Raw genomic sequence first — 25,433 nt, 5'->3', positions numbered from 1 at the left:
AATGAAAGGTAAAATTTTAATCTCTACTGGAGGATCTGGTGGCCATGTCATTCCTGCAATTACAATCTATGATCATTTAAAAGAAAATTATGACATATCAATTTCAAGTGATGTTAGAGGTCTTAAATATCTTGATGATAAATTTTATAAGATACTAGTTATTGATACACCCAAGTTAAATAATTTAATTTTACTTCCATTATCAGTTATAAAAATATTTTTTTTAGTTTTAAAATCTTTGATAATATTAAAAAAAGAAAAAATTCAAATTCTTATTTCTACTGGTGGGTACATGTCACTACCATTATGTATGGCAGCCTGGATATTAAATATAAAAATTTATTTGTTAGAACCTAATATGGTAATTGGAAGGGCAAATAAATTTTTTCTTAAATTTTGTAAAAAAATTATATGTTATTCAGAGAATATTATTAGTTTTCCAAAAAAATATAAAAATAAATTAAATATTATAAATCCACTAATAAGAAAAAAATATTATAATAAAAAATCAAAAGAAAATAATAATAATAATAAATTTACTTTAATAATAATAGGAGGGAGTCAAGGTGCACAAATATTTGATAAAATTTTGCATGAGTCAATTATTAAAGTATCGAAGTTTAAAACTTTAAAGGTAATTCACCAAACAAATAAAAAAAACATTGATAATCTCAAAAATCTATATTTAGAAAATAAGATTGATAATACTGTTTTTAGTTATGATCAAAATCTTAATTTACTAATAGATCAAGCCGATTTGTGTATTACAAGATCTGGTGCCTCTAGTTTAGCTGAAATTTCTTTGTTTAAAAAACCGTTTATTGCCATTCCATTACCAAGTTCTAAAGATAATCATCAATTAGAAAATGCTAATTATTATAAAAATAAAGGTTGCTGCTGGATTGTTGATCAAATTAATTTTGATAAAAAAAAATTTGAAGATTTGTTATTAAAAATATTAAACAATAAAGATGAAATACTTATAAAAAAAAATAATTTAGAAAAATTAAATTATCAAAACACCTGGAATAATGTTAATCAAAATTTATTAAATATTATTAATGAAAATTAAATTAGCAAAATCTGAAATTATTCATTTTATTGGAATTGGTGGAATAGGTATGAGCGGATTATCTCTTATAATGAAGGGTAAAGGATTTAAAGTTCAGGGCAGTGATATTGCAAGCAATAAAAATATTGAAAGATTAAAAAAAGATAAAATTAAGATTACAATTGGACATAAAAAGCAAAATATTAACAAAGCAACAATTGTAGTAGTTTCTTCTGCAATTAAAAAAAACAATCCTGAATTAATAGAGGCAAAAAAAAAACAACTCCCGATTTATAAAAGAGGAGAAATGCTAGCAAATATTGTTTCATTAACAAAAAATATTGTAGTTGTTGGCTCTCACGGAAAAACAACAACAACATCACTAATAGCTTCGATTTTTCAAGAAACTAAAATAGACCCAACAATTATTAATGGAGGTGTAATAAATTCTATCAACAATACTGCAAAACTTGGTAAAAGTGACTGGTCTATCTTAGAAGCTGACGAGTCTGATGGTAGTTTTGTCCACGTTCCACCGACATATTCAATAATAACCAATATAGATAGAGAGCATATGGATTTTTATAGCTCTATGGATGAATTAAATAATCATTTTATTAAGTTTGTAAAAAAAGTTCCATCATTTGGAAAATCTTTTATTTGTATTGATGATAAGAATAATAAAAATTTGATTAAGAGGCTTAGTAATAAAAATTTTTACACATATGGAACAGATACAAAATCAAATTTTTGTATTAGAAATATTAAACAATCAAAAGATTATTCTGAGTTTGATTTAAAGATAATTTTGCCAAATATTAAAAAAAGATTAATTAAAAAAATTAAAATACCTTTATTAGGAATACACAATATCAGAAATTCAGTTGCAGCATCAGCTTTGGCTATTACAATTGGATTAACAGTTTCAAGTATTAAAAAAGGATTAAAAAACTTTAAGGGTGTTCAAAGAAGATTTAATAAAATTTTCACATTTAATAAAGTTGACTTTTTTGATGACTATGCTCATCACCCAACTGAAATCAAATTTGTGTTAGAAGGAGTAAATAAAGTTTATAAGGGATATGAAAAAGTATGTATTTTTCAACCACATAGAATATCAAGATTAAAAGACTTAAAAAAAGATTTCACTTATGCATTTAAAAATGCAGATAAAATAATCTTACTTCCTATTTATACAGCAGGAGAAAAAATATCACTAGGTTTTAAATATGAAAATTTTGCAAGAGAAATAATCAAAAACTCAAAAGTAAAACTATTTTTAGCAGATGATAGATTTCAATTAGCGAAATATATTAAAAATAATATTTATGGAAAAAAAATAGTTATTGGAATGGGTGCGGGTACAATCTCAACTTGGATGAGAGAAATGCCTAAATATTTATAATGAGCATAAACCAAAATGATTTATTATCAGAATTTAATGAAAATATTAAATTTGATTATAATTTAAAAAAAAGGAATTGGTTTAATATAGGTGGTAAGGCTAAAATTTTCTACAAAGCACAAAATTTGAAAGAATTAATTAAATTTTTAAAATTAATAGAAAATAAGGAAAAAATATTTATTTTAGGAGGGGGCTCAAATACTCTTATTACTGACAAAACTTATGATGGTGTCATAATCAAGTTTTCAAATAATTTTAATAATATTTCCCTTCTGTCAGAAGACATAATTATAGCTGGAAGTGCCGTTAGTGATAAATCACTATCAGAATTTGCAATGGATAATAATTTAGGTGGATTTGAATTTTTATCTTGTATACCTGGTACAGTTGGCGGAGGTATAAAAATGAATGCTGGTTGTTTTGGAAGAGAATTTAAAGATATCCTAATCTCAGTACAAGCTATAAATAAATCAAGACAAGTTGTTACAATTCCAGCAAAAGAAATTGATTTTAAATATAGAGATAGTGGATTACCTAATGATTTAATTTTTTTAAGTGCATCTTTTAAGGGTTTCAGAAAAAAATCAGATTTGGTTAAGAATGAAATGGTAGAATTAAAAGAAGAAAAAGAAAAAGCACAACCTACAAAAATTAAAACAAGTGGTAGCACTTTTAAAAATCCACTAGGTCAATCAGACAAAAAAGTTTGGCAATTAATAAAAGAATCAGTTCCTCTAGAAAAATCATTTGGCGATGCTGGTATTTCTGAAAAACATTGTAATTTTTTTGTAAATAAAGGTAATGCTAAATTTGATGATATGAAAAAATTAATAGAATTTGTGTCTGAAAGTGTTTTAAAAAAAACTGGTGTAAAGTTACAAACAGAAATAAAAATTTTAGAATAAGTTGAAAAAAAAAATATTAATACTTGCTGGTGGAATTTCAAAAGAAAGATTAATTAGTCTTGATACGGGTTTACAAGTTGCAAAAGAGCTAAAAAAAAATGGTTATAAAGTAAAAATTTCTGAACCAGATGGTAATTTGTCAAAAAATATTAATCAATTTAAACCAAACGTTATATTTAATGCTTTACACGGACAGTTTGGTGAAGATGGTTATATTCAAACTATTTTGGAAGGGTTTAAAATACCTTACACTCATTCAGGAGTAATTGCTTCTTCATTGGCAATGGATAAAGCAATATCTAAAAAAATTTTTATACAAAATAAAATTAATACCCCAAAATATATTAAATATTCTTATGAAGAAAATAATTTTGATTTAATAAAAAATATTGAAAAGAAGTTCAAATTTCCAGTTGTAATTAAGCCAATTAATGAAGGTTCAAGTGTAAATGTTTTTATTTGTACAAAAAAAAATATTTCAAGAATTTTAAATTCTATGAGAATTTATAAAGAGATAATGATAGAGGAATTTATTGGTGGAAGAGAAATTCAAGTTGCAATTATGGGTAAAAAAAAATTAGGAGCAATAGAACTCAAACCAAAGAGAAAATTTTATGACTATAAAGCTAAATACAGTGCAAATGCAAAAACTGAACATATTATTCCAGTTGAGCTTCCAAAAAATAAATTAAACGAGGTAATGGATTTATCACTTAAAGCTCACAAAATCATAGGTTGTAAGGGGGTTACTAGATCAGATTTTAAATTTTATAAAAATAAATTTTATTTACTAGAGATTAATACTCAACCAGGCATGACAAGACTATCTCTTGTTCCAGAAATAGCAAAATATAAAGGAATATCCTTTATAAAACTAATTGAGTGGATTTTAAAAGATGCAACAACGAAAAAGTAAAAAAATTTTAATATATTTTTTTTTACTGCTGATAGTTGGCTCAATAAATAATATCAATTTTAATGGTTTAAAATTTCAAAATATTAATAATATTAATATTTCTGGATTAGATATTAAAAATAAATTAATTTTGCTTAAAGAAATTGAAAATTTTAATCTTAATAATATTTTTTTAATTAATAAGATTGATTTGAAAGATGAAATTGAATCAAATACTTTAGTAGAAAATTATGCTATTTTTAAAAGATATCCATCTTCACTGGATATTAATATTGAGAAAACTAAATTTTTAGCAAAAATAAATAAAAATGGCCAAATTTTTTATATAGGTTCTAATGGAAAATTTATTAAAAATAACTCTTTTAATAATGAACTACCTTTTATTTTTGGAAATCCAGAAGTATTTGAATTTTTTAAAATTAAAGAAATTATTGATAAATCTAAAATTTCTTACACAGAAATAAAAAATTTATATTTTTTTCCATCTAAAAGATGGGATTTAGAATTAATAGATAATACTATAATAAAATTACCAAATGATAATATAAATCTTGCCCTTAATTTAGCAATAGAATTTTTAAATGATCATAAATTTATAGATGCAAGAATTAAAAATCAAATTATTTTAAATGATTGAAAATTCAGATTTTGAAACTTTTCTTTATATTTCTAAAAACAAATATCAAATATTTGTTTATGATAAAAATAATTTAAAGAATTTATACCACGAAGAAATTGAGAATAACGATGAGATAGAATTGAATATTCTTTCAAAATTTATTGATGACAATATCTATAAAATTGAAAAAATAATAAAAAACTTTATTAGAAGTATTATTTTAATTATAGAAGATGATAAAGTTTTAGATATAGGTATCTCATTAAAAAAAAAAATTATGAAAAAAATATAAATCAAAAACAGATAGAAAACAGCTTAATTGAAGTCAAAGATATCTTTAAAGAAAATTATCAAGATCTGATAATTATGCACATGATTATTGTTGAAAAAGAAAATAGTTTTCCATTAAATAATGTCAATAGCAATGATGATTATCTATTTTTTGAGGTAAATTTTATTTCTATTTCAAATAACTTCACTTTTAATTTTAATAAGCTGTTAGAAAACCACCAAATTAAGATTAAACGCTATATGTCAGGTGGCTATATTAAAAGTTTTTTCGATAAAGAATCTGGAAAATCGTTAGAGTTATTTGTGATGGCAAATAAACTAAATGATGGTTTTAATATAAATGAAGTTCAATTAGTCTCAAAAGGTAAAGAAAATAAAGGTTTTTTTGAAAAATTTTTTCAACTATTTAGCTAAAAGTGTTTTTTCTAGTAATATTTTTTGTTTTCAAAATTTATTAAAAGCAACTTAAAAGACACCTGTGTCTTATTTAACTCAAAAAACAATTAAAAATAATGTTACATTTAACGGTGTAGCATTACACAGCGGATTAGATGTGAATATATGCATTAAACCAGCTGAGCCTAATTTTGGAATAGTTTTTAAAAGAGTTGATTTCAAGGAAAATAACTTAGTTTATCCAAATTTTATGAATGTTACCAATACTTCGCTAAACACAACTATTGAAAATGAATTTGGTGTTAAAGTTTCAACTATTGAGCATTTGATGGGAGCATTATTTGGTCTTGGTATAGATAATGCACTAATAGAAATTGATAATGAAGAAGTCCCAATTTTAGATGGATCTGCAAAAGAATTTATTGAAAAAATTATTAATTCTGGGTTGGTAATTAGTGAGGCCCCCATCAAAATAATTAAGATTAATAAAGAAATCAAATTTACAGATGGTGAGAGATTTATTTCGATAGAACCATCTACTTTAAGTTTGGAAATAGATTTTACACTAAAATATAAAAATCAAATTATCGGAAATCAAAGCAACAAAGTCAAAGTTTTTGAAGATGATTTGACTGATGTCTATAATTCTAGAACATTTTGTTTGTTTGAAGATATTGAATTAATTAAAAAAAATGGACTGGCAAAAGGTGGAAGTTTGCAAAATGCCATAGTAGTTAAAGATCATGAAATTTTAAATCCTGAGGGTTTAAGAAATAATAAAGAATTTGTTAATCATAAAATACTAGATTGTATTGGTGATCTTTATACATCTGGCTATAGGGTAATTGCTAAAATAAAATGTTCTCAAGGAGGTCACTATTTAACTAATCAATTACTAAGAAAAGTATTTGAAAATAAAGATAATTTTTCAATTCTTGAAATAAAAGAAAAGAATTTACCTCATACTTTAATAAATAGAAAAATACTTAAATCTATAGCCTAAACTAAACATATATTTCAAAAGATAAGAATTAAAGGTATATTCAACTATGAACTATCGTAATTATTTTTATTTTTTTTTAATTACTTTGCTTTGTTTTTCTTGTTCCAAAAAAGAAATTGAAAAATCTACAATTAATGAAGTAAATTTAGAGGCTCAGATGATAGAGGCGTATAAAGAGGGATTAAAAGAACTTAAATCTGGTGATGTTTTATTTGCAGCAAAAAAATTTAATGAGGCAGAAATTTTATTTCCACAGTCAGAGTATGCGCCAAAATCAGCTTTGATGGCTGCTTATTCATATTACACTCAAAATTATTATAGTGATGCAATAGCTGAGCTAATTAGATTTTTAAGAGTTTACCCTAATCATAATGATATTGTTTATGCAGAGTATTTATTGGGATTGTGTTATTATGAACAAATTGTAGATGAGAAGAAAGATTTACAATCCATAACTAATGCTAAAAAAACCTTTAATAGTCTAATTACTAAATATCCAAATACTGAATTTGCTACTGACGCTGCATTCAAAATTGATCTTATTAACGAAACTTTAGCAGCCAAGGAAATGTTTATAGGCAGATATTATATGGAAAGAAAAAAATGGATCTCAGCAATAAACAGATTTAGAGTTGTTGTTGATGATTATGATACTACAATTTATGTAGAGGAAGCCATTCACAGATTAGTTGAAATATACTATACAATAGGGATTGAAACAGAGGCAATGAAATATGCTAATTTATTAGGTTATAATTATCAATCCTCTGAATGGTATGAAAAAGCATTTAGTATTTTTAACAAAGACTATAAAAAAACTGCCATAAAAAAAATTAAGAAAGAAAATAATTCCATTTTAGAAAAATTTAAATCTCTATTTAATTGAGATGAATAAAAAGAAAATAGAATTTGAATATAAAACAAAAATAAAGTTATTAGTTGATTATAATAAAAATTATTATGATGCTAGCAAACCATCAGTAACTGACAAAGCATATGATGATTTAAAAAATAGTATTTTAATCTTAGAGAGCAAATATTCATTTCTCAATTCAAAAAACTCACCTTCAAAAATAGTTGGATATAAGCCATCTAAAAACTTTCTAAAGACAGCACATAGAGTTCCGATGTTATCTTTAGCAAACGCTTTTGGAAGAGATGATTTAATTAATTTTGAAAAGAGAATACTGAATTTTTTATCGAAAAATTCAGATTTTAATTTATCTTATAGCGCGGAACCAAAGATAGATGGTATATCAGCTTCATTAATATACAAAAATAGTGAATTTAAAATTGGTTTATCCAGAGGTGATGGAAAAGAAGGTGAGGACATAACAGCTAATCTTGCAACAATTAAAGATATTCCAAAAAAAATTCATTCAAAAGATTTTCCAGAAGAAATCGATATTAGGGGTGAAGTCTTTATACAAAATAGTGATTTTAAAAATTTAAACGAAAAATTTGCTAACCCAAGAAATGCAGCATCTGGATCATTACGACAAAAAAATCCAAATGATACAAAAAAAATTCCTTTAAGATTCATTGCTTACACATTTGGTTTTGAAAAAGGTCTTAAAATAAAAAATCAAATAGATTTTTTAGATAAATTAAACGATTGGGGCTTTAAAACTAATCCATTAAATAAATTAGTTACAGGTGTTGATAATTTATTGATAAATTATTTTAATATAGAAAAAGACAGAACAAAAATTGATTTTGATATCGATGGTATAGTTTATAAAATTAATAATTTTGAACTTCAAAAAAGACTTGGGAATGTTGCAAATGCACCAAGATGGGCAATTGCTCATAAATTTGCCTCCAATAAAGCCATCTCTAAAATTATTAATATAGAAATTCAAATTGGAAGAACAGGAGCTTTGACACCTGTTGCAAAAATAAAACCAGTTAATATTGGAGGTGTAATAGTATCCAATGCAACTCTGCACAATGAAGATGAAATTGATAGAAAGGATATTAGAGTTGGAGATTTAGCGACGATTGAAAGAGCTGGAGATGTAATACCGCATATTTTATCGGTTGATAAAAGAAAAAGAGATAAACAATCAATAAAATTTATTTTTCCAAAAAAATGTCCATCCTGTGGCTCAAAAACTATTAAAGAATTTAATCATATTACTAAAAAAGAGGATGCGGTAAGAAGATGTGCCAGTGAAGGGTATGTGTGTGAAAAAATTGTGATAGAAAAATTAAAACATTTTGTTTCTAAAGAAGCTTTTAACATTGAAGGTTTTGGTAAGAAAATAGTAGAAAATTTTTGGAAACTTAATTTGATTAAATTACCACAAGATATATTTAATTTAGATTTTAAAAAAATAGAAAACCTAGAAGGCTGGGGAAAACAATCAATGGAAAATTTAAAATATTCAATTAATCAAAGAAAAAATATTTCTTTAGAAAAATTGATCTACTCTTTGGGTATACGACATATCGGTGTAGAAAATGCAAAAATTTTATCAAAATATTTTAAATCATTTTCAAATTTTGTTAGTTTTTCAAGCGGAACAAGTTTAGATGATATATTGGATATTGATGGAATTGGTGAAACTCAACTTAATTCAGTAAAAGGTTTTTTTAACAATAAAATTAATTTAAATATTCTAAAAGAATTACAAAAAGTTCTGATTATTAAAGATGCAGTCACTAAAGATAAAAATGGATTATTAAAAGAAAAAACATTTATGGTAACAGGAAAATTGAATGGAATCAGCAGAGCAGAGGTAAAATCCTTGATAGAAGAAAATTCTGGATCTTCTGTAAGTACTATTACTAAAAAATTAAACTATTTAATCATAGGAGACAAACCAACAAAAAAGAAAGTAGATCAGGCTAAAGAACTTCAAATCCCCATATTAAATCAAAATCAATTTTTGAAAATGTTAAATATAACTAGCTAGCCATTTTTTTTCATCAAGAGAAAGATACTTTGAAAGTTTTGAATAAACATTAAAATGATATTTGAAAAGATAATTTTTTTCTAAGCTAGTTAAAAGTTTATAGTTAACTAATTCTTTATCTATTGGAGCAAGAGTTAAATTTTCAAAATAAATTTTGTTTTTAAGCTTATTAACAAAAACTAAATTTTCTATTCTAATACCAAACGACCCTTTTTTGTAATAACCTGGTTCATTACTTAAAATCATCCCTTCTTGAATTTTAATCTTATTTAATTTGGAAATTGATTGTGGGCCTTCATGAACATTTAGAAAGAAACCAACACCATGACCAGTACCATGTTCATAATCTAATTTACTTTTGTTCAAATATTTTCTGGCTCTTTTATCTATTTTTATGCCTGTATTTTCTAGTCTTAAATCAGTATTTGCTACAGCAATGTGTCCTTTTAATACCTTTGTGAAGATGTTTTTGATACTTTGTTTTGGTTTTGTAAAGCAAATGGTTCTAGTAACATCAGTAGTGCCATATTTATATTGACCACCTGAGTCACACAAGAAGATATCCGTTTTTTTTATGGTTCTGCAGTTTTCTTTTTTAGCTCTATAATGAACTATAGCGCCATTTTTACCAGAGCCTGCAATAGTTTCAAAGCTTGGATATAAGTAGTTGTTATTTTTTTTTCGAAATTTTTCTAATTTTATTTGAGCATCAACTTCTGTAATCTTTTTTTTATTTAAATTTTTTATCCAATAAATAAATTTTGTTAGCGCAACCCCATCAAAAATATGAGATTTAATCATATTATTAATTTCAGTTTTATTTTTTACTGCCTTTAAAAGATAAGTTGGATCCTCTCTTTTGGAGATTATAAATTTTGAGCTAATAATATCTTCATAAAAAATTGAACAAGATTTATCATCAATTATGAATTTTTCTCCATTTAATTCTAAAATTTTTTTTGGTAGATCATTTGTTGCAATCAGTTGATTTTGATTAATAATTTTATCTTTAATTAATTTTTTTGCTTTTTTTTGCTCAGTGACCAAAAGAATTTTTTTTGATTTATTAATAATTAATCTAGAATTAGGTATAGGACTATTTGGTCCATCACTGCCTCTAATATTTAAAATCCAAGCAACATTTTCAGGAGCTGTTACAAATAAATAATCAGTTTTATTTTTTTTTAAGTAATTTGCAATTTTATTTATTTTTGATTTTTTATTTTCTCCAACTATTTCATCATCAAGTGAAAAAAAAGGAATATTTTTAGCAATTTTTTGAGTTTTAATTTCATCAATTAAATTATTTGATAAAAATTTTATTTTGTTATGTTTTAAAAAATATTTTTTAACTTGTTTATGTGTGAATAATTTTGGGTCCAATCCTAATGTTAAATTTTTAAATAATTTACAATTAATTATATTTTCATAACTAATAATTTTAAAATGTTTTCCACTCTCCATTTCACTTTGGATGGTGTATCTGCCATCTGTGAATAAATAACATTTGTTTTTTAAAACAACTGCTAAACCAGCAGAACCACTAAAATTCGAAATAATTTTTAATCTATTTATTTTTGAATATTCTGTAAAATAGTCATCATTTTTTGGTATAACATATCCATCAATTTTATATTCGTGAAATTTTTGCCTTAAAGCTTTTACTTCTTTGTTCATTTAATTCTTTTTTGATATCTTATCCATCCAGGACTTCTTGTTCCTTCTTCAATTTCAAAGTCTTGATTAAAATCGAAATCTTGACCATCGTCAACTTCTTCCTCAAAAAAAGAATTTTTTTCTAAATATTTATCTGGCAATTCATCTATAAATCTTGAGGCCATGCTATCAATCCAGTCACCTTGATAAAATCTATTCATGGAAAAAGAAATGATAGCTTTTTTTTTGGCTCTAGTAATACCAACATAAGCTAAACGTCGTTCTTCTTCTAAACCGCTTTGACCTTTTTCTTCGATTGATTTTTGATGTGGAAATAAACCCTCTTCCCAACCAGGAAGAAAAATCACATTGAACTCCAGCCCTTTTGATGCATGCATGGTCATCATATTAATTTTTTCACCTTCCCATTCTTGATCAATTGAGGTTGCAAGAGAAACATGCTCTAAAAAACTCTCTAAATTATCAAACTCTTTCATCGCGCTTAATAATTCCTTTATATTTTCTAATCTATTTTCATTATCTAGATCTTTTTTATTTTTAAGCATAGCCGAGTAGCCAGACTCATCTAAAACAATTTGCAGTAATTTGATGTGACTTATCTTTTTAATATTAAGATCATTTCTCCATTTATTTATTGCATTAAGAAAAAAACTAAGACCTATTTTAGTTTTTGGCTTAATTAAATTTTGCTCAAGCATTTTTTTTGAAGCAGACTCTAAACTTAAATCATTTTCTTTTCCAAATTCATGAACAGTTTTTAAAGTTGTATCTCCAACTGATCTTTTAGGATTATTGACAACTCTTTCAAAGGCAAGATCATCTTTTTCTTGATGGATTAATCTCAAATATGCAACACAATCTTTTATTTCAGCTCTCTCATAAAATTTTGTCCCTCCTAAAATTCTATAGGGCATACCGATTTTAAGAAATCTTTCTTCGAATTCTCTTGTTTGAAATATGGCTCTTACTAAAATAGCTATTTCGTTAAATGAGTATTTTTTTTTTAACTTTTTCTCTATTTCATCAGAAATTCCAATTGCCTCATCCTTACCATTTTTATAGCAATTTAGTTTAACTAAATCTCCTTCTTCCATATTTGTTGTAAGTGTTTTTCCTACTCTATTTTGGTTATTTGAAATTAGGTTAGAAGCAACAGATAAAATATTCTGAGAAGATCTATAGTTTTGCTCAAGTCTAATTACTTTTGTGTTTTTATAAACTTGATCAAATTCTAAAAAATTTTTAATTTCTGCGCCTCTCCAGCTGTAAATAGATTGATCGTCATCACCCACACAACATAAATTATTATTTTTTTCAGAAAGTAAATTTAACCATTTACTTTGAATAAAATTAGTATCTTGATATTCATCAACTAAAATATATTTAAAGTTAGTAGAATAAATTTGTCTTATATCAGGATAGTTTTCTAAAATTTTAACTGTATGTAAAATTAAATCACCAAAATCACACGAATTTAAATCTATTAATTTTTGTTGATAAATTTTATATAGTGGAAGTATTGTTTTTTCATAAACATCTTTGTTGTTTATGACAACTTCAGAAGGGTAACATCCTTTATTTTTCCAACGATCTATTATTGCTAATATAAATCTTGGTGCCAACTGCTTGATATCAATATTTTCACTCTTACAAATATTTTTAATAAGTCTCGTTTGATCATCCGTATCTATAATTGTAAAATTAGAATTTAAATTAGCAGCTGCAGCATGTTTTCTTAATATTTTTGCACAAATAGAGTGAAATGTCCCAAGCCATGAAAGCCCGGTCGCAGCTGATCCAAGCATTTTACTAACTCTGATTTGCATTTCTTTAGCTGCTTTATTTGTAAAAGTTACTGATAAGATTTGATTAGGAAAAGCTTTCTTTTCTTTGATTATATGTGCAATTCTTGAGGTTAAAACCTTTGTTTTTCCAGATCCTGCTCCTGCAACAATTAATAACGGTCCATCTAAGTGTAATACAGCTTCTTTTTGAGCATTATTCAGATTTTTTAAATAATCAGAGTTTATCATTTAAAATATTTCTTTATAAGTTTCATAGCTTTATGAACAGGCATAATTATTTTATTAGAATCCTAAGAAAGATTAACTACTTTATAAATAGTCTATTAAAGGAAAATTTAAACAAATTAAATTTTATTTTTAAAAAAGACAAATTATTAAGTTTTTTTAGTTTTAAAAGAATTTTTGTTATAAATTTGGTCTTATTTATTTCCATTTTTTCATATTTCTCCATACCATATTTGTTTAATAGTAAAAAATTAGTTATTAATATTAAGAATCAGTTATCAAAAAATTTAAATTTAGATTTTAATTTATCAAACAATTATAGCTATAATCTTTTTCCAAAGCCTAATTTTAAATTTGAAAATGGTTCATTTTTAAATGGAGTTAAAAACTCAGGAGAGATAAAGATATATGTCTCACCTAAATATTTGTTATTCCCAAATAAGATTAAAATAGAAAAAGTTATTTTTGATAAAATGAATTTTAACTTGAATAAAGAAAACTATAATTTTTTTATTGAACTTTTGAATAATGATTTTTCTAATTTTACATTAAAGGTTAAGAACAGTAATATCTTTTACAAAAATATTGAAAATGATGTGCTGTTTATAAATAAAATTGATCAATTAAAATACCTCTATGATACCAAAAATTTCGAAAATATTTTACTAGCTGATAATAAAATTTTTAATATACCTTATAAAATTGAAATTAGAAATGATACGAATAAAAAAAAGATTATCAGTAAAATAAATTTAGATTTTATCAATCTTTATATTGAAAATAATTTAAATTATTTAAATGATGAAAAAGATGGTTTTTTAAAAGTTATTTACAATCAAAATAAAGGTGAAGGAAAATACATCTTAAAAAAAAATTCTTTTAAGTTTAATTTTTATGATAGATCTCTTGATCAAAATTTTAAATACAATGGTTTTATTAACCTAAAACCTTTTTTTTCAGAATTATCAGGTAATTTAAATAGAATTAATTTAGATGAATTGTTAAATTCAAACTCCATATTGGCTCAACTTTTAAAAACAGGATTACTTAATAATAAAAATTTGAATATAAATGCAAATATTATTACAAAAAAAGCCACTTCTTTAAAAGATCTTATTAATTTATCACTCAATGTTAAGATAAGTGAGGGTTTGGTAGATATAAATGAAACTAAATTTAGTTTAAAAAATTATGCTGATATTAAAATAACAGATAGTTTACTTTATGCTAATAACAACAATCTAACTTTGGATGCTTTGATTTCTATTAATGTTAAGGATTTCAACGAAGTTTATAGGATTTTACAAACACCTCGCAATAATCGAAAAGAGATTAAAAAAATTGAGTTTAGATTTAATTATAATTTTGATCAAATGATTGCTAAATTGAGTGACATTAAAGTAGATGAAACAATTAATCAAAAAGTTAATAAAACTTTAAATCAAATTATTTTAAAAGATAACAATCTTCAAAATAAAATTTACTTAAAAAGTTTAATAAACCAAGCAATGAATGATTATGTGGGATAGATCATTTTTTTAGGATCTACTATTTTATTGTAATCTTTTTCGCTAATCAGACCTGTCTTTAATGTTTCAAATTTAAGTGTTGTATCATTTTTAAGCGCTGTCTTTGCAATTTTTGCTGCATTGTCATAGCCAATTTTAGGAGCTAAGGCTGTAACAAGCATTAAAGAATTGTCCAAATGTTCTTGGATTTTTTTCTTATTAGCTTTTATTCCCTTCACACAATAAAGGGCAAAATTTTGAGTACTGTCTGCTATTAAATCAATTGATTGTAAAATATTATGTGCAATTAAAGGTTTAAAAACATTTAATTCAAAATGTCCATGAGATCCAGCCATAGTGATACCATTATGATTGCCAATCACTTTAACACAAACCATAGTAACAGCCTCACATTGAGTGGGATTTACTTTTCCTGGCATAATTGATGAACCTGGTTCATTCTCTGGTAATATAAGCTCACCGTATCCTGCTCTAGGACCTGATCCTAAAAATCTAATATCATTTGAAACTTTCATTAAAGCTACAGCACATGTATTTAAAGTTCCCGAAAAATTAACAATTGAATCGTGTGCTGCAAGTTCAGCAAATTTATTTGCAGCTGGTTTGAAGGGAATTTTTGTAAATTTAGCAATTTCTTTAATGATCTTTTTATCAAAATTTTTTTTAGAATTTATACCAGTTCCTACAGCTGTTCCACCCTGTGCAAGATATAAAATTTCTTTAAGAGCATACTCTATTCTCTCAATACTTTTTTTAACTTGTACGTGATAACCTGAAAATTCCTGTCCAAGAGAAAGAGGTGTTGCATCTTGTAAGTGAGTTCTTCCAATTTTTACAATATTTTTAAACTCAGTTGATTTTCTTTTTAATTCTTTTTCTAAAATTTTTAAACTTGGTATTAATTTTTTTAAAGTTTCTTCTGCCACAGAAATGTGCATTGCCGTTGGAAAAACATCGTTTGTTGATTGTGATTTATTAACATGATCATTTGGATGCACTGGTTTTTTGGTTCCTTTTTTTCCACCTAAAATTTCAATTGCTCGGTTAGAGATTACTTCATTAACATTCATATTAGTTTGGGTTCCAGAGCCTGTTTGCCAGACTTTGAGAGGAAAGTTTTCATCTAACTTACCTTTTATCACTTCATCTGAAGCTTTAATAATCGCTTTAGAAATTTTATTACTGATTAGTTTATCTTTCGAATGAACTATAGCAGCCGATCTTTTAATAATTGCTATAGATTTGATTATTGAGATATTGACAAGAATTTTACCAATATTAAAAAATTTGTTTGATCGTTGAGTGGATGCACCCCAATATTTATCATTTGGGACACTAACACTTCCAATACTGTCAAATTCTTTTCTTAATTTCATTGATTAATTTGTAAGTAATAAATAATTATTAACATACAATAATTTTAAAAAACTTACAGGAGCAAAATGTCGAATTTTAATAAAGTTGGAACTTTTATGAAAACTTTTGGCCAAGAGGTCAAAACTAAGCCCTCATTTAGTAGTGATAAAATCAATAAATTAAGGATTGATTTAATTAAGGAGGAGCTTGATGAGCTTAAAGAAGCAATGGATAATAATGATCTGCTAGAAGTAGCTGATGCACTAACAGATATTCTATATGTAACTTATGGAGCAGGACATGCCTTTGGTATTGATTTAGATAAATGTTTTGATGAGGTTCAAAACTCTAATATGAGTAAACTAGGCGAAAAAGGTGAGCCTATTTATAATGAGTCTGGAAAAGTAATGAAGGGCCCAAATTATTTTAAACCTGATTTGTCTAAATTTGTATCTTAGATTTCTAATTTTAAATCAATAGCAGCAGAACTATGAGTTATGCTTCCAACAGAAATTCTATCCACCCCTGTTTTAGCAATGCTTTTGACTGTTTTTAGATTAATATTGCCTGAGGCTTCAGTTTCGTAATATTTTTTAGCGATCTTAACACCTGTCCTTAAATTTTTAACATTCATATTGTCAAATAAAACAGTATTGAATTTAAGACCCATAATTGTTTTTAATTGTTTTAAATTATCAACTTCGACTGTAATTTTTCTTCCTTTTTTATTATTAATAGCTAACAAAACTAAATCTTTAATATTTGATGATGCAATATGATTGTCTTTAATTAAAAATTCATCACTAAGATTAAATCTGTGGTTAGTACCACCTCCTAATTTTACAGCATATTTTTGAATAACTCTAATATTTGGAATTGTTTTACGTGTACAACAAATTTTACATTTTTTACCAGCAAGTTTTACAAATTGATTTGTTTTTGTAGCAATACCTGAAATATGAGATAAAAAATTTAAAGCAACTCTTTCAGCAATTAAAATATTTCTAGCATTCCCCTCAATAATCGCAATCAAAGAGCCTTTCCTAACAATAGATCCATCTTTTTTTTTAATTAAAAATTTAATTTTTTTATCAATTAAATCAAAAGTTTGTTTTGCAAATAATAACCCACCAACAATTGCATTTTGATTTGAAATAAGTCTAACTTTAATAACTTTATTATTTTTTACTAAACTTGATGTGATGTCTCCAGAAGGGTAGAGATCTTCATTTAAAGCTCTCTTAACTGTGTTACGTATAAAATCTTTGCTAAGTTTTATTTTTGACACTTAATTATCTGCCGATAGCTGCCATTTTTTCAACTGATACTCTAGCTTTATCAATTGTATCTTTGTCCATAATTATTTCGCCTGTTTCATTTTCTAAGCAATCTAATATTTTAGGAAGCGTAATTTTTTTCATGTAAGGACACATGTTGCATGGCTTTATAAAATCTACATTTGGATTTTCTACCTGAATATTATCACTCATAGAACATTCTGTAACCATCATTACTTTTTTAGGTTGGTTATCCTGAACATATTTAATCATGCCAGAAGTTGACCCTGCAAAATCACTAGCATTAATAACTTCAGGCGGACATTCAGGATGGGCTATAATTTTAATCCCTGGGTTCTTTTCTCTAATATCGTGTATTTCTTTTTCATTGAACTGATCATGGACAATACAAATGCCTTTCCAAGAGATTATTTCCACATCAGTTTGAGAAGCAACGTACTTTGCAAGATAATCATCAGGTAAAAATATTACTTTTTTAACACCAAGAGATTTTACAATTTTAACTGCATTAGCCGATGTGCAGCAAACATCTGTTTCTGCTTTTACTTCTGCAGATGTGTTAACGTAAGAAACTACAGGAACTCCTGGATATTTTTCTTTCAATAATCTTACATCTTTACCTGTAATTGATGATGATAATGAACAGCCAGCATCCATGTCTGGTAATATAACTTTTTTTTCAGGGCTCATTAGTTTGGCTGTTTCTGCCATAAAATGAACTCCTGCCATTAAAATTATATCTGCAGAAGTTTTTGATGCTTCAATTGCTAGAGCAAGTGAGTCCGCTGCGAAATCAGCTACACCGTGATAGATTTCTGGTGTTTGATAGTTGTGTGCAAGAATTACTGCATTCTTTTCTTTTTTAAGTTTGTTAATTTTGTGGATATATGGGGCATGCACTGACCATTCGATTTCAGGCATAACCTTTGAAATCTTTTGGTAAATTGGATCAGTTGCTTTTTGCACTTCTTGAGTAAATTCCATAGTGTTTTTTTACCAATTTGAAAGTTACTTGTCATTCATTTATTATGAGACATATTGCGGTCGTGCTGAAATTGGTAGACAGGCACGGTTGAGGGCCGTGTGGACCTAGTCCCTGAGAGTTCGAGTCTCTCCGACCGCACCAAATTGTAAATTTGATTAAATTTTTTGATAAAAATTTAGAAATAGCATAACTTGCATTAGAACATGAAAAATATTTTTATTACAATATCTTTAGTTTTTTTCATCTTTAGCAACTCCCAAGCAAATGAAAAACATTTTTTACCAGATGGTTTTTATAAATTTTTATGGACCTATAAAGACAAAGATAAATCTGAATATCTTGTCGCTGATACCGTAAAATTTAATGAAGGTAAATTGGAACATTTATATATTCCTTGCCATAAAGGAATTAAGGGAAATTATAGAAAAAATTTTAAATATAAATTATCAAAAAACGGAAAAAAATTTTCGGTCTCTGGCACAGTAAAACTTTGGGAAGATTTAAAAAATGCAAAGATAAATATTAAATTTGATAAAGATAAAATTGAAAATTTTGATATTACAAAAAGATCAGTAAAATCCTCTTCTCCGTATGGGGACTATGAAAAAGAAGAGGTTCAGCTTAAAATAATAAAAGTGGATAAATTCAAAGATAGTAAATTTATTTGTAGTAGCGAAATTGTAAAATTTAATAGTTTTTCACCCAAAACAGCTAAAGAAATGCTTGGGGGTTTAAAGAGGTTAAAAAAACAAAAAGTTTATGGTGATTTATATATTCCACAAACAAATAAAAAAAAAATTCCTTTGATTATTACCTTGCATCCATCTATGGGTTTTGTACCCAGCCATCATTTTGAATACTTTAATAATCTAGGTATAGCTATTCTTGATATTCAAACGTTCAGATCCAGAGGAATTGAAAACCAATGGCACTACGAGGTATCTGAAGAGGCTGCGACTATAGATGCGTATGCTGCACTTGATAAGATAGCCAAAGACCGAAGAATTGATAAAAATAAAATAGCAGTAATGGGGTTTAGCTATGGTGCAATGGCAGTAATAAATACTCATCAAAATTTTTTTATAGATATTATTAAACCAAAAAATAGGTTTATGGCGCACATCGCTTATTACCCGTTATGTTATTTACACAAAAACATTAAGACAACCAAAGCACCTCTTTATATTTTAGTCGGTGAAAAAGATAGATTAACGCCTTATGAGTTTTGTGAGGACTATGTAAAAAAAATTAAAGAAAATAATGGGAATGCAGTGCTCAAAGTTTTTCCAGAAGCCACTCATCGATTTGATTGGAAAGAATTAAAAAGTCCAATAACAATGAAATCTTTTAGTGAGATGAAAAAAGAATTTGTTTTAAGTAAACTAGATTCATCGTATCCAAGATATGATATAGGAGAAGGTGTTTTTGATACTACAGAGCCTAATGGATGGTCATATTTTTCTTTAAAAGATGAAAATTATAGAAAAAATTATTACTCTGAATGTTGTGATATTAAAAGCACTATAAAATATAACGATAAGGCTGCAACCGAGTCTCTTAATATTATAAAAAATATTTTTGAAGTGAAATAATTATTTAAGATTTTATCCAATTTGGTTTTTCAATCTTAATTATAGCGTTTTTTGTATTAAAATTAGCTTTTTCATTAAAATTTTCATCTAAGTATTTAATTAAAGCAAATGGATATTGTTTATCTATTAATACTTTGCCAATTTCATTATCATTATAATAAATACTTTCACCTTCAGTTAATTCACCTTTAACAATATTTATTGGCAATAATCTTTTTGAAAGCTTATTTTTTAATTTAATTCTAGCTGTATTTTCTTGCCCGACATAGCAACCTTTTTTAAAATCAATTCCATTTAATTCTTCATAATTACATTCAATTCCAAATAATTTATTTTGTAATTTGTTTAAATCCTTTGGGACTATTCCAAGTTTATGACTAAATGAGTGATATTCATTCATATTTGCATCATACAAGTCTAATTTCTTTAGAGATAAATAAAGTTTTTCTAAATTAATAATTAATCTTGCTCCTAATTGTTTATTTCTTGGATCTAAAAAAATAGGATCTTCTCTATATTTTAAAGTAAACCCAGAAATATCTTTTGCTTCTTTAAAAGTTAGGAATTTTTCATGAGAAAAAGCAGCGACCACAAATTCATTACTAAGATTTAGAATTTCAACTTTTGATCTTAGTTTATAAATACTTAATTGCTTATATAATCCATCTACTTGAGATTTTTCACAATCAATTATGTAACCAGACTTGTGTTTAACTATTATAAACTCATATAAGAATTTACCTTGGGGAGATAACAAAGAAGAAAAGCAGCTATTATTTTGATTTACTTTGTTAATGTCATTACTAATTAAATTTTGAAGAAACTCTTTTGTATCCTCGCCGTTTAAGTACAGAATGGCTCTGTCATCCAAAATATATACATTTTTAATATTCATATTTGATTGATTGATGATTTTAATATAATTACTTTTTTCATAAATGTTAGATCTAATAATTAAAAACGGAAAATGTTATATTGATGGTGAATTGAAAGATGTAGATGTTGCTGTTAAAGATGGTAAAATTCATCAAATTGGTCAAATTTCAGATGACGCCAAGGAAACAGTTAATGCTCAAGGCCAAACTGTTTTACCAGGATGTATAGATACTCAAACGCATTTTAGAGAACCAGGATCAACAGATACAGAAGATTTGCATTCTGGAAGTAGAGCTGCAATTGCTGGAGGAATTACTAGTGTATTTGAAATGCCTAACACTAATCCACCAACTTCTAATATGAAAGAATTTCAAAGAAAATTGGACCTCGCAAAAAATAGAATGTATTGCAATTATGCATTTTATTTTGGTGCAACTGCAGACAATGCAAATGATTTAGCAAGTTTAAAAGATTTAGAGGGTTGTTGTGGAATTAAACTTTTTGCAGGGTCTTCAACTGGAAACCTTTTGGTTGCGGAGGAAGATGATATTGATAAGGTTTTTCAAAATAGTTCAAAAGTTGTTGCGGTTCACTCTGAAGATGAAGCAATTTTAAATGTTAATAAAAAATTAATCAAAGATGGTGATGTTCATTCTCATCCTGTTTGGAGAAGTGCAGAATGCGCAATATCCTCAACAAGACGAATTGTTAGAATTGCAGAAAGACATAAGAAAAAAGCACATATTCTTCACATAACAACAAAAGAAGAGATTGATTTTTTATCTCAACATAAAGGTAATATTACCTTTGAGATAACTCCACAGCATTTAACAATTTATGCTCCTGACTGTTATGACAAACTTGGAACTTACGCTCAAATGAATCCACCCTTAAGAGACAAATCTCATTATGATAGATTGTGGTATGGTGTGCGAAACAATATGAACGACACAATAGGTTCAGATCACGCTCCGCATTTAAGAGAAAATAAAGAAAAAAGTTATCCTAATTCACCATCTGGTATGCCTGGAGTTCAAACCTTAATGCCAATTATGCTTAATCATGTTAACGATGGAAAGCTTTCTCTTAATCAACTAATGAATTTAGTATGTGAAAACCCAGTTAAGATTTTTGGAATTCAAAACAAAGGTTTTATTAAAGAAGGTTATGATGCTGATTTTACAATTGTCGATATGAATAAAACAATTGAAATTAAAAATGAAAATATTGAGAGTAAATGTGGTTGGACTCCATTTAATGGATATAAATTTAAAGGAACTCCAACTTCAACTATCATTGCTGGAAAAATTAAGATGCAAGATGGTAAGATACTAGGTGACCCTGATGGAACACCTTTGAAATTTAGCTAAGCTTTACTGTAAAGCTGTTTACTAGAATAACCCCAATAACAATTAGAAATAATCCAAAAATAGCCTGCCAAGCTAAAGTTTGTTTAAAAAATATGTACCCAAGTATTGCTATTGTAAACACACCAAGTCCACTCCATGTTGCGTACACAATCGCTATCGGAAGTTTATCCATAACAAAAGTCATTAAATAGAACGAAGCAAGATAAAATATTGCAAGACAAACTGTTGGTATAATTTTTGTAAAATTTTGTGATACTGGCAATAACATTGTTCCAGCTACCTCACAAAATATTGCAATAGATAAAAAAAAATATGTTTTAATCATTATTTAGAATTTTGTTATCAATTAGGTCTTGCTTAATCTCGTCAAGGATTACAGGATCATCAATTGTAGGAGGCACTTTATATTTAACACCATCAGCAATTTTTCTAATAGTTCCTCTTAAAATTTTACCAGATCTTGTTTTTGGTAATCTTTTAATAACAATTACAACTTTAAATGCTGCAACAGGTCCGATTTTATCTCTAACCATTTGCACACACTCTTTAGAAATCGTTTCATTATCTTTATCTACTCCAGATTTTAAAACAACAAGCCCAATAGGAAGTTGTCCTTTTAATTTATCTGCAATTCCAAGCACCGCACATTCAGCAACTGATTGATGTTCAGATAAAACTTCTTCAATAGCACCAGTTGATAGTCTATGACCTGCAACATTTATAATGTCATCTGTTCTAGACATAATCCAAATATAACCATCGTCATCAATGTGACCTGCGTCATAAGTTTGGTAATAACCCTCATAATTTGACATATAATTTTCCTTATATCTTTTATCTGCATTCCATAACGTTGGAAAAGTTCCTGGAGGCAGTGGAAGTTTAACCACGATATCACCCATTTCATTTGGTTTCGCTAAAGTTTGATCGGGTTTAATGATCTTAACATCATAACCAGGCACTGCTTTACAGGCTGAACCATATTTGGTTTCCATCATTTCAATTCCAGTGCAATTAGAGCTAATCGCCCAACTAGTTTCAGTTTGCCACCAATGATCAATTACAGGAACTTTTAATAAATTTTCTGCCCATTTAATTGTGTCTGGATCTGCTCTTTCTCCTGCAAGAAATAAGCTTTCAAAATTATTTAAATCATACTTTGAAAAAAACTTACCTTCAGGGTCTTCTTTTTTAATAGCTCTAAAAGCAGTAGGAGCTGTAAAAAGAGATTTAACTTTATAGTCAGATATAATTTTCCAAAAAGTTCCAGCATCAGGAGTACCAACTGGTTTACCTTCAAATAATACTGTAGTGCAACCTTTAAATAATGGAGCATAAACAATATAAGAGTGTCCTACAATCCAACCAATATCACTTGCTGACCACCAAATATCATCAGTATCAATATTATAAATATTTTTCATAGTCCATTTTAGAGCAACTATGTGGCCACCTATATCTCTGACTATACCTTTGGGGGTACCGGTTGTACCAGAGGTATATAAAATATAAGCAAGTTCATTTGAATTCATTTCAACACAATCAGCATTTGATGCATTTGAAACAACTTCATCCCAACTAACTTCAATTGGACCATTTAATTTTACTTCATGACCTGGTCTTTGAAATAAAATCATTTTATTAATTTTATGATTGGCAAGTTTAACAGCTTCATCCACCAAAGGTTTGTATTCAACAGTTCTTCCGGGCTCAAAACCACATGAAGCTGTGACTAATAATTTTGCTTTACTGTCATCTATTCTGCTTGCAAGTTCGTTAGAAGCAAAGCCACCAAAGACCACTGAGTGTATTGCTCCAATCCTAGCACAAGCTAGCATTGCAATAACTGCTTCAGGAATCATTGGCATGTAAATAATCACCCGATCACCTTTAGTAACTCCTTGTGCAGTTAGTGCTCCTGCAAATTTTGAAACTTTTGATCTTAGTTCTTCGTATGAGAATTGACTTTTATTTCCTGTAATTGGACTATCATAGATAAGAGCAGTTTTTTTTCCTCTACCTTGATCAATATGGATATCTAAAGCATTATAACAAGTGTTGGTCACACCATCTTCAAACCATTTATAAAAGGGAGGATTAGATTTATTTAAAATTTTACTAGGTTTTTTAAACCAAAAGATATCATTAGATGCTTCTTGCCAAAATTTTTCAGGATTATTTATAGATTGTTCGTAAATTTTTTGAAATTTCTCTGACATAATTTTTGATTCGAATTCTTATTTTTTGTTGGTTTTTAAATCACAAATTGTATTTAATTTTAAAAAATAAGTAAAATCAATGTAAATTAACAGTAATTAACTCTTCATAAATCTAAATTTATTTGCTATCTAACCAAAATCTTTGTTCGAGGTAACTCGAACTTAGTTTATATAAACTAAATAAATAAAAACTAACTAAAGAGGGAGTTTTTTTATGAAAAAACTTAAATTGTTTGCTCTTACAGCTGTTGCCCTAATGGGTGTTACAGGTGTAGCAAACGCTGAGACCGTTATGTTAGCTCAAGATGATTTCGTAGGTATTTCATTTTGGTTAGTATCAATGGCTTGTTTAGCTGCCACTGTATTCTTTTTCTTAGAAAGAAGTTCGGTTCCAGCTGGATGGAGAGTTTCAATGACGGTTGCTGGTCTAGTAACTGGTATTGCATTCGTACACTACATGTACATGAGAGATGTATGGATCATGACTGGTGATTCACCAACTGTTTACAGATACATTGACTGGTTAATTACAGTTCCATTACTAATGCTAGAATTCTATTTTGTTCTATCAGCAGTAAACAAAGCAGATTCAGGAATTTTCTGGAGATTGATGCTTGGTACATTAGTAATGCTAGTAGGTGGATACTTAGGAGAAGCAGGATACATCAACGCTACACTTGGTTTCATTATCGGTATGGCTGGTTGGGTATACATTCTTTATGAAGTATTCTCTGGTGAAGCAGGTAAGAGAGCAGCAAAAAGTGGTAACAAAGCACTTGTAACTGCTTTTGGTGCAATGAGAATGATCGTTACTGTAGGTTGGGCTATTTACCCATTAGGTTACATTTTTGGTTACCTAACAGGTGGAGTAGACGCTAACTCACTTAACGTGATTTACAACGCAGCTGACTTTTTGAACAAGATCGCTTTCGGTCTAATCATTTGGGCAGCAGCAATGCAACAACCTGGTAGAGCTAAGTAGTTTTACTTAAAAGTT

Annotated in this window: 23 protein-coding genes and 1 tRNA gene; 16 read left to right on the top strand and 8 right to left on the bottom strand. The window is 27.1% G+C overall.

Features of this window, described 5'->3' with window-relative positions; translation table 11 throughout:
• Position 1 precedes the first annotated feature (1 nt).
• The 10 genes from ACIJYH_RS05410 to ligA all read left to right on the top strand — a co-directional run bounded on the left by ACIJYH_RS05410 (position 2) and on the right by ligA (position 9,504).
• Entirely contained in the window at positions 2-1,072 is a 1,071-nt protein-coding gene (locus ACIJYH_RS05410; RefSeq protein ID WP_435162621.1) for a UDP-N-acetylglucosamine--N-acetylmuramyl-(pentapeptide) pyrophosphoryl-undecaprenol N-acetylglucosamine transferase, read from the top strand.
• Positions 1,062-2,456, top strand: a complete 1,395-nt coding sequence (gene murC, locus ACIJYH_RS05405; RefSeq protein ID WP_435162620.1) for a UDP-N-acetylmuramate--L-alanine ligase — start codon at positions 1,062-1,064, stop codon at positions 2,454-2,456. Before ACIJYH_RS05410 ends, murC begins: the two co-directional genes overlap by 11 nt.
• Complete coding sequence (gene murB / locus ACIJYH_RS05400; RefSeq protein ID WP_435162619.1) at positions 2,456-3,361, top strand: UDP-N-acetylmuramate dehydrogenase; 906 nt, start codon at positions 2,456-2,458, stop codon at positions 3,359-3,361. Before murC ends, murB begins: the two co-directional genes overlap by 1 nt.
• 1 nt (position 3,362) lies before the next feature.
• On the top strand, positions 3,363-4,277 hold the full coding sequence (locus ACIJYH_RS05395; protein WP_435162618.1) for a D-alanine--D-alanine ligase: 915 nt from the start codon (positions 3,363-3,365) through the stop codon (positions 4,275-4,277).
• Complete coding sequence (locus ACIJYH_RS05390; RefSeq protein WP_435162617.1) at positions 4,258-4,914, top strand: cell division protein FtsQ/DivIB; 657 nt, start codon at positions 4,258-4,260, stop codon at positions 4,912-4,914. Before ACIJYH_RS05395 ends, ACIJYH_RS05390 begins: the two co-directional genes overlap by 20 nt.
• On the top strand, positions 4,907-5,188 hold the full coding sequence (locus ACIJYH_RS05385) for a hypothetical protein (RefSeq protein ID WP_435162616.1): 282 nt from the start codon (positions 4,907-4,909) through the stop codon (positions 5,186-5,188). The genes ACIJYH_RS05390 and ACIJYH_RS05385 overlap by 8 nt, the downstream gene beginning before the upstream one ends.
• Before the next feature lie 80 nt (positions 5,189-5,268).
• Complete coding sequence (locus ACIJYH_RS05380) at positions 5,269-5,601, top strand: hypothetical protein (RefSeq protein WP_435162615.1); 333 nt, start codon at positions 5,269-5,271, stop codon at positions 5,599-5,601.
• 64 nt (positions 5,602-5,665) lie between these two features.
• Entirely contained in the window at positions 5,666-6,586 is a 921-nt protein-coding gene (lpxC, locus tag ACIJYH_RS05375) for a UDP-3-O-acyl-N-acetylglucosamine deacetylase (protein WP_435162614.1), read from the top strand.
• Positions 6,587-6,632: 46 nt separating this feature from the next.
• Complete coding sequence (locus ACIJYH_RS05370; RefSeq protein WP_435162613.1) at positions 6,633-7,472, top strand: outer membrane protein assembly factor BamD; 840 nt, start codon at positions 6,633-6,635, stop codon at positions 7,470-7,472.
• 1 nt (position 7,473) lies between these two features.
• Positions 7,474-9,504, top strand: coding sequence for an NAD-dependent DNA ligase LigA (gene ligA, locus ACIJYH_RS05365; RefSeq protein ID WP_435162612.1), 2,031 nt, complete (start codon positions 7,474-7,476; stop codon positions 9,502-9,504).
• On the opposite strand, the gene ACIJYH_RS05360 is transcribed toward ligA, so the two are convergent.
• The gene (locus ACIJYH_RS05360) at positions 9,487-11,181 is read right to left on the bottom strand and encodes a M24 family metallopeptidase (protein WP_435162611.1); all 1,695 of its coding nucleotides are present in this window, start codon (positions 11,179-11,181) and stop codon (positions 9,487-9,489) included. The genes ligA and ACIJYH_RS05360 overlap by 18 nt on opposite strands.
• Entirely contained in the window at positions 11,178-13,214 is a 2,037-nt protein-coding gene (locus tag ACIJYH_RS05355) for an ATP-dependent helicase (protein ID WP_435162610.1), read from the bottom strand. The genes ACIJYH_RS05360 and ACIJYH_RS05355 overlap by 4 nt, the downstream gene beginning before the upstream one ends.
• 230 nt (positions 13,215-13,444) lie before the next feature.
• Between ACIJYH_RS05355 and ACIJYH_RS05350 the strand changes: the two genes are divergently transcribed.
• On the top strand, positions 13,445-14,740 hold the full coding sequence (locus tag ACIJYH_RS05350; protein WP_435162609.1) for a hypothetical protein: 1,296 nt from the start codon (positions 13,445-13,447) through the stop codon (positions 14,738-14,740).
• Here the strand turns inward: ACIJYH_RS05350 and fumC are convergent.
• Entirely contained in the window at positions 14,728-16,116 is a 1,389-nt protein-coding gene (fumC, locus tag ACIJYH_RS05345) for a class II fumarate hydratase (RefSeq protein ID WP_435162608.1), read from the bottom strand. The two genes, ACIJYH_RS05350 and fumC, sit on opposite strands and share 13 nt — an antisense overlap.
• A 66-nt stretch (positions 16,117-16,182) precedes the next feature.
• On the opposite strand from fumC, the gene ACIJYH_RS05340 reads away from it, so the two are divergent.
• On the top strand, positions 16,183-16,554 hold the full coding sequence (locus ACIJYH_RS05340; RefSeq protein ID WP_435162607.1) for a phosphoribosyl-ATP diphosphatase: 372 nt from the start codon (positions 16,183-16,185) through the stop codon (positions 16,552-16,554).
• Here the strand turns inward: ACIJYH_RS05340 and nadC are convergent.
• Complete coding sequence (nadC, locus tag ACIJYH_RS05335) at positions 16,551-17,384, bottom strand: carboxylating nicotinate-nucleotide diphosphorylase (RefSeq protein ID WP_435162606.1); 834 nt, start codon at positions 17,382-17,384, stop codon at positions 16,551-16,553. The genes ACIJYH_RS05340 and nadC overlap by 4 nt on opposite strands.
• Before the next feature lie 4 nt (positions 17,385-17,388).
• Positions 17,389-18,378, bottom strand: a complete 990-nt coding sequence (gene nadA / locus ACIJYH_RS05330) for a quinolinate synthase NadA (protein ID WP_435162605.1) — start codon at positions 18,376-18,378, stop codon at positions 17,389-17,391.
• 56 nt (positions 18,379-18,434) lie between these two features.
• Between nadA and ACIJYH_RS05325 the strand changes: the two genes are divergently transcribed.
• A tRNA-Leu gene (locus ACIJYH_RS05325) sits at positions 18,435-18,520 on the top strand.
• Between the two features lie 62 nt (positions 18,521-18,582).
• A complete protein-coding gene (locus ACIJYH_RS05320) occupies positions 18,583-19,971 on the top strand; it encodes a dienelactone hydrolase family protein (RefSeq protein WP_435162604.1) in 1,389 nt (462 codons plus the stop codon).
• 4 nt (positions 19,972-19,975) lie between these two features.
• On the opposite strand, the gene ACIJYH_RS05315 is transcribed toward ACIJYH_RS05320, so the two are convergent.
• Entirely contained in the window at positions 19,976-20,866 is an 891-nt protein-coding gene (locus tag ACIJYH_RS05315) for a YgfZ/GcvT domain-containing protein (protein WP_435162603.1), read from the bottom strand.
• Positions 20,867-20,909: 43 nt separating this feature from the next.
• Between ACIJYH_RS05315 and ACIJYH_RS05310 the strand changes: the two genes are divergently transcribed.
• Positions 20,910-22,217 carry a dihydroorotase gene (locus ACIJYH_RS05310; RefSeq protein ID WP_435162602.1) on the top strand — a complete coding sequence of 436 codons (1,308 nt, stop codon included), beginning with the start codon at positions 20,910-20,912 and terminating at the stop codon, positions 22,215-22,217.
• Here ACIJYH_RS05310 and ACIJYH_RS05305 read toward each other — a convergent pair.
• Both ACIJYH_RS05305 and ACIJYH_RS05300 read right to left on the bottom strand, forming a co-directional pair.
• Positions 22,210-22,542, bottom strand: a complete 333-nt coding sequence (locus ACIJYH_RS05305; RefSeq protein ID WP_435162601.1) for a DMT family transporter — start codon at positions 22,540-22,542, stop codon at positions 22,210-22,212. The two genes, ACIJYH_RS05310 and ACIJYH_RS05305, sit on opposite strands and share 8 nt — an antisense overlap.
• A complete protein-coding gene (locus ACIJYH_RS05300) occupies positions 22,535-24,436 on the bottom strand; it encodes a propionyl-CoA synthetase (RefSeq protein ID WP_435162600.1) in 1,902 nt (633 codons plus the stop codon). The genes ACIJYH_RS05305 and ACIJYH_RS05300 overlap by 8 nt, the downstream gene beginning before the upstream one ends.
• A 214-nt stretch (positions 24,437-24,650) precedes the next feature.
• Here ACIJYH_RS05300 and ACIJYH_RS05295 point away from each other — a divergent pair, with 214 nt between their 5' ends.
• Positions 24,651-25,418, top strand: a complete 768-nt coding sequence (locus ACIJYH_RS05295) for a bacteriorhodopsin-like (protein WP_435085334.1) — start codon at positions 24,651-24,653, stop codon at positions 25,416-25,418.
• The last annotated feature ends 15 nt before the right edge of the window (positions 25,419-25,433 follow it).

The organism is Candidatus Pelagibacter bacterium nBUS_25 (assembly GCF_051200975.1).
In the GTDB taxonomy this organism is placed as follows: domain Bacteria; phylum Pseudomonadota; class Alphaproteobacteria; order Pelagibacterales; family Pelagibacteraceae; genus Pelagibacter.
Note: the sequence above shows the minus strand (reverse complement) of the source record. Positions and strands in the feature narration are given on the sequence as shown.